This is a genomic window from Alsobacter sp. R-9 (assembly GCF_054612375.1).
Genome location: NZ_JBTSWJ010000034.1, coordinates 1 through 5,948, shown reverse-complemented (window position 1 = coordinate 5,948; position 5,948 = coordinate 1). Strand labels below are relative to the sequence as shown.

The window sequence follows — 5,948 nt, the reverse complement described above, 5'->3', positions numbered from 1 at the left end:
AGTTGAGACCCCGGACCCGGTCGAAGAAGTCCTTCGGAGCGATGTGCTGGTTCATGGTCTGCCTCCCGGCGGATCAGACGGCCTTACCTGCGCCTGTGCCGTTTCCGGTCCCCGCGGCGCGGCCGCCGCGGGCGGGGCCGAGAAGGGCGGCAGCGGCGTCGTTGCAGCCTCCGGGCCAAGCCCCGCGCAGTGGGTGTTCCAGCGCGGCAGCACGCCCTGGGGGTCGGCCGGCTCGAAGCTGGCGACGTCGGCCAGCCCCTGCCGTCGCGACGTGCCGGGGATCTCGATCGTGCGGGCGCCGGTCACCCGCGACCGCAGCTCCGCCGACATCGCGATCTGGTTGTCTGAGATGGCGTCGCTGAGGCCGATGCCGTCCTCCGACCCGTCGTTCTGCAGCGACACCGGCGCGCCGTCGATCACGGCGTTCGTCCAGTCGACCTGCGGCGTCCACTGCTTGGGCATGAACAGGAAGAGGCTGTAGCGCACCTTGCCGTCGGCACCCCGCCGGCAGTTGGCCTCGAGCCCGAACTGCCGGTCGCGGGAGACGACGCTGATGCTGCCCTGGGTCCGGTCGAGGATGCCGACCGTCCAGCGCCCGGGTGCGCGCTGCGCCGTCGCGGGCGTCGCCGTGCAGGCCGCAGCCAGCGCGATCACGGCCAGGCACGGGAGGGCCGCGGCGCGACCGCGGCGAAACCGGAAGGCGGTCGACGGGAAGGCGGTCATGGGGTCTCGTCTCACAGGCGCGGCCTCGCCCGCGGCGGCTCGGCCGCCGGGGCCGGCGCCGCGGCGGTGGCCGGCTGCGACATCGCCGCGACATAGGCCTTCGCGTCGACAAGCCACAGCGAGAACTCGCCGGTGCGCCCGCCCGCGTCCGGAACCCAGGCCGTCACGGTCGGCCCGCAGCGCTCGTAGGCGGAGGGCCGAGACGTGGTGGGGCCGCGCAGGATCGCCCAGTTCATCGAGGCCGGGCCGCGGAACGAGGGGTCGGCGCCCGGCGGCGACAGAGGCCGCCAGTCGGTCACGGGGCCGGCGGAATCCGTCCACGTGCCGCGTTCCAGCCCGCCGAGGTCGATGCGGCAGAGCACCACCGGCGCCCCGCCGCCCCAGCGCAGCAGCGCGCCGTCGCGATCGGGCCCGGCGCCGTACTTCGCCTCGAGGTCGGCGATGAAACCGGCGCGATCGATGGCCCCGGCGCCTTCGAAGAGATAGCGCCCGATGGCGAGCACCTTCGGCCCGCTGCGCTCCGGCTCGGTGACGAGCGCGATGGACTCCTTGCCGTCCCCGCGCACGAGCACCCGGGCATGGCCGAAGGCGACCGGCGGAGAACCCGCCGGCGGCGCCAGCGTCAGCACCCGCGCATCCGGCATCTGCTCGCGCAGCAGGCGCTCGGCCTCGTCGAGGTCCATGCCCAGCTTCAGCCCGAGGACGTCGGCGTCGCGCAGCGGCTCCCGCGCCGTGTCGCCCGGCGCAGACGGATGGGCCGCCGGGGCGACCGATCCGTCCGCCGCGGCGGGCGGGGCGGCGGCGGCGGCTGTCGGTGGCGCGGCGGCCGCAGGCGGCGGAAGGGGCGAAGTCGAGACGGCGGGCGGGGCCGCTCCCGGCCGCGGCGGGGTCGCGCCGGCCGGCGGCGGCGCCTCGAGCGTCGCCATCAACGCATCGAACTGGCGCTGCGTCAGGTAGCCCGTCGGCCGCTGGCGGCTGCGCGCCTGGTAGGCGGCGATGGCGTCGCGCGTGCCGGGGCCGAGAATGCCGTCGAGTTCGCCGCGATAGAGGCCGAGGTCGGCCAGCGCCTCCTGCACGCGCACCGTGTCGCGGACGCTCAGCCGCTTCTCGCCGCGCATCGCACCCTGCGGCGCGGGGTAGTAGCGCGGGCCGAAGATGTCGAAGAACCCCTGCGCCGTGGCGGTCGTGGCGGTCCCCGCCGCCGTGGCCGTCAGCAGGAGCGACAGGGCCGCGCCGCGGCAGGCCATCGGCAGGTTCGGCATGAGGTGGGGGCCTCCGGTCCGCTCGTGAACAGGCCCGGACCGTACCGGCGCCATCTCACCACCGCAAGTTGCGGCCCTCTAGCGCTTCCCCGCTGGCACGCCTGGACGCGGGCAACGGCCCGCACCCGCGTCCCTCGGAGGACGCAGGATGGACCCGCCGGCAGCTATGGCCGCGCTCGACCCCCGGTGGACTTGGCCTTGGCCGCGGCCTAGAAGCCGGGGATGGCCCATGCCGACGCCTTCCGGTGGATCTCCGTCGTCGTCTCGATCATCCTCGGGCTCGGCATCGCGCGGCTGCTCACGGCGGCGGTGGCGCAGTTCCATGCCCGGCGCCATCGCAGCCTCGACTGGCTCCCCTTCGTGTGGGCGGGCGTCATCTTCCTGCAGCAGATCGCCTTCTGGTGGTCGCTGGAGGAGCTCGCGACCAAGGCACAGGGCTGGAGCTTCGCCAGCTTCCTCGTGCTCGTGGGGCTGGTGCTCACGCTGTTCCTGTCGGCGGCGCTCGTGCTGCCCAACTCCGAGGGGGCGGCGGTGGCGAGCCTGCGCGACTTCTTCGCGCAGGACGGGCGCTTCGCCCTGCTGATGCTGGCGGCGTTCAACCTGCTGGCGCTCGCCGCGGACCTCGTGCTGTGGCGCGAGCCCTTGCTCTCGGCCTCGACCGCCTTCAACGCCGCGCTGGTGGCGCTGCCGCTCGCGGCCTTCGCGGCGCGGCGCCGCTGGCAGGAGGTCGCCACGCTGGTCTACGTGGCCACGGCAGCGGCCGCCATCCTGACGCTCTCGCCCGGGGCGTACTGAGGCCCCTGCGCCGCATCCGGCGTCTTCCGAGCGACGCGACCACGCGTGTCCCGGATCGCTCCCGATGGCCGCCGCCGGCGGCGGCGGTGCTCCCGGAACCGTCCCCCGCGGGAGACGTTCAAGCCGGCATCGGCCCGGCGTCCGTCGCGGCCGGCCATCGCACACGGGAGGCAGAGATGACCCACGAGGATCGTTGGCGCAGCGAGCACGACCGCCATATCGCCGGACCGGGCCAGGAAAGCGAGCGGGAGCGCTGGCGCGGCCGGGACGAGGAGCGCGGCTGGTGGTCCGGCGAGGGCGGCCCGCGCGACCGGATGCGCGGCTCCGACTGGAACGAGGGCCGCGGCGGCTGGCAGGGCGAGCGCGGGCCGGGCGAACGCCCTTACGGCGAGCGAGGCTACGGCGAACGCAGCCACGGCGAACGCGGCGGCGAGGGCTGGCGCGGCGACCCGAACCAGGGGGGCTTCTGGCAGGGCAGTTCCTGGCAGGGCGGCACGCGCCAGGGCGAGGGTTATGGCTCCGGCGGCGGTTTCGGCCAGCGCGGCATGGGCTCGGGAGGCTCCTGGAGCGGGTCGGGCGAGGATCGGGGATACGGCACGGGGTACGGCCGCGGAGGCTCCGGACAGGGCGGCTACGGCCAGGGTCCGGGCGCCTCGATGGGCTCCGGCTGGAGTGACCGTGACCAGGGTCGCGGCTCGGGCTGGAGCGGATCGCGCGGCGGCCCGGGCAACGACCGCGGCCTGTGGGATCGCGCATCCGACGAGGTCGCCTCGTGGTTTGGCGACGACGAGGCCGAGAGGCGCCGGGAAATGGACGCGCGCAACGCCCATCGCGGGCGGGGGCCGAAGGGCTATGCCCGCTCCGACGACCGCATCCGCGAGGACATCTGCGACCGGCTCACCGACGACCCGATGATCGACGCCAGCGAGATCGAGGTGGCGGTGGCGAGCGGCGAGGTGACGCTCACGGGCACCGTCGACCGCCGCGACATCCGTCGCCGCGCCGAGGACATGGCCGAGCGCATCTCGGGCGTGAACCACGTGCAGAACAACCTGCGCGTCAAGGCGTCGTCCGGCGTCGCGCCCCTCTCCGGCACAACCTCCATCGGCGGCGCCGAGAGCCCCGCCGCGAAGGCCGGCCAGCGCAGCGAGCGCTAGAGAGCGCTCTCCTTGAGCCATGCCTTGCAGTGCGTCTGGCGAGGCATGGCTCTCTTTTCGTCCGCAGCTCAAGGCAGCCTCCACGGCGGCTTCTTGATGCGGTCGTCGAGGGCTCGAAAGCGATCGTCAGGCCCGTTGTCTCGCCTGCGACGCTCTGCGAGAGCGCGGGCCCTACGCTCCTCCTCCTCCGCGGCCAGGCGGTCGGCGAGAGACGGTTCGGACAAGGGCCCGAACCCGGGCGGGGGCTGTCCCTGATCATCACGCCAGTTGCGGGGTCCGCTGGGGTTGGGCGGCGGGGGCCGGCGCGGGATCGCGGAGGTGAAGCGTCCGTCCATGAGGGGCGGCGGTTCGATCGGGAAAGAGGGCTCGGGGAATCTCGTCAGCTCGGTCGATGCGGGCACAGGCGGGTTGAGCCGGACGCCCGTGGGGCCCGCCCCGGTGCGCAGCCACCATCTAACGTAGTCCTCGCCGGGCCACATGGCGTTCCAGGGGAGGCTCAGCTCACCATCACCGGGTCCGTCGGTTTGCGTCGTGGCCGACACGGGACTGAATGACACCGGGCTACCGGCCTCCGGGAGACGAGGGCCCGACGGATAGGAGTCCGAGGGGTGAGAGGCCGGAGTGCCCTCCGTCGGGACGCCTGCCGGGAGTTCCGACCCACGGGGCCCGACGCTCCCGCTCCCGGGCAACACCCCTGTATCAGGTTCGTTTGCACCACTTCCGTCAGCGCAAACCGGGTCGGTGCCAGGTTCGTTCGTCCTAAAATCGTTTGCGCGCGGATCCGTCGTGCCGGGTTCAGCCGTGCCGGGGTTCGCTGCGCAGGGGCTCTCCCCACCCTCCCTTTCATCGCCAGGTTCGTTTGCACGGATTTTTTCGCGGCGGCGCTCTTTCTCCATGCGACGACGCACCGTCGGTTCGATGTCTTGGAACGCCTCCAGCGCCTGGCGGATAAGCTCTTCCCCCTGGCGGCGCTTGCGCATGATCTCCTGCAGTTCGCCGAAGTTCTTGATGTTGGCCAGCGTGAACACCATCGCGCGCCAGGCGGCGTGGCGCGCCACCGCGATGCTGGCGAGCCGGATGAAGCGGCGGGACAGCGTGCCGTGGTCGAGGAGGACGGCCTCCTGCGCGGCGGCGATCAGCGCCCAACCCGCATCCTCGAGGAGGCCGTCCCACACCAGCGCACGGACGGCGAGCCCGGTGCGGTCCTTGGCGGGCGCGAGGTCACGCAGGCTGCGCTCCTGCCGGGCGCGCTCCTGCCTCGCGCTCTCCTGCTGGAGCCGGCGAGACGCCATGTCGCCCTTGGCGGGCTCCCCGAGAGCCGCGGCGATGGCGGCGACGAGGTCTTCGGGCGTCCTGCGCGATGCACCAGGCCCCTGGCGGACAGGAGCGCCCGTCTGGTGGTCGCGACGCCACGTCTCGATGGTGCGCCGCGCACGCCGGGCGCGGGAGGCGGTGCGCTGCTCATAACCCGAGAGCGTGGCGAGGTCGGCGGCGGCGGCCATGGCGATCGACGCCGGCTCCGGTCGCGACACCGGGTCGTCCGGGATGGGGGCGGCGGTCGGCATCCGAACGAGCAGGAGGCCACGGCGCGGTCCGGCGCGGGCGGCTCGCGCGAGCATCCCGACGGCGTCCAGAGCCTCGGCCTCGAGCGCGAGGCTGAGCGCGATGTCGCAGAAGGGCAGCGCCCCGCCGCTCGCCCGGGCCTCGTCGTTGAGGCGCGTGGCGAGACCAACGATCTCGCGCCAGGCGTCCTCGAAGACGCCGACTGCGTCGAGGGCAGAGCGGGTGCCCTTGAGCACGAGCGCCCTGAGGGCCTGGATGCGTCGCAACATCCAGTCGGCCTCGACGTAGGCGATGCAGGGCGCCAGCAGCTCCGGCGGAGGAGACAGGGGGGATGCGGGCGATTGTCCGCCAGGCATCCCCTCCCCCGTCGGTCCCTGCGCCGGCCACCCCACCTCATCCATCACGGCGCCGGCATAGACCTGCCCGAGCCACGTCGCGCCGCTCCGGA

General features: G+C 73.8%; 4 protein-coding genes and 1 pseudogene. 2 read left to right on the top strand and 3 right to left on the bottom strand.

Features of this window, described 5'->3' with window-relative positions:
* Positions 1–51 precede the first annotated feature (51 nt).
* Both ACX9GQ_RS24930 and ACX9GQ_RS24925 read right to left on the bottom strand, forming a co-directional pair.
* Positions 52–723 (bottom strand): hypothetical protein, encoded by a 672-nt coding sequence (locus ACX9GQ_RS24930; protein WP_459632304.1) that lies wholly within the window; start codon positions 721–723, stop codon positions 52–54.
* Between the two features lie 11 nt (positions 724–734).
* Entirely contained in the window at positions 735–1,985 is a 1,251-nt protein-coding gene (locus tag ACX9GQ_RS24925) for a peptidoglycan-binding domain-containing protein (protein WP_459632303.1), read from the bottom strand.
* A gap of 222 nt (positions 1,986–2,207) precedes the next feature.
* On the opposite strand from ACX9GQ_RS24925, the gene ACX9GQ_RS24920 reads away from it, so the two are divergent.
* Both ACX9GQ_RS24920 and ACX9GQ_RS24915 read left to right on the top strand, forming a co-directional pair.
* Positions 2,208–2,780 (top strand): hypothetical protein, encoded by a 573-nt coding sequence (locus tag ACX9GQ_RS24920; RefSeq protein ID WP_459632302.1) that lies wholly within the window; start codon positions 2,208–2,210, stop codon positions 2,778–2,780.
* 176 nt (positions 2,781–2,956) lie between these two features.
* A complete protein-coding gene (locus ACX9GQ_RS24915; RefSeq protein WP_459632301.1) occupies positions 2,957–3,937 on the top strand; it encodes a BON domain-containing protein in 981 nt (326 codons plus the stop codon).
* A 68-nt stretch (positions 3,938–4,005) separates the two neighbouring features.
* Here ACX9GQ_RS24915 and ACX9GQ_RS24910 read toward each other — a convergent pair.
* Positions 4,006–5,948: pseudogene (locus tag ACX9GQ_RS24910) on the bottom strand (hypothetical protein); the annotation flags it as partial.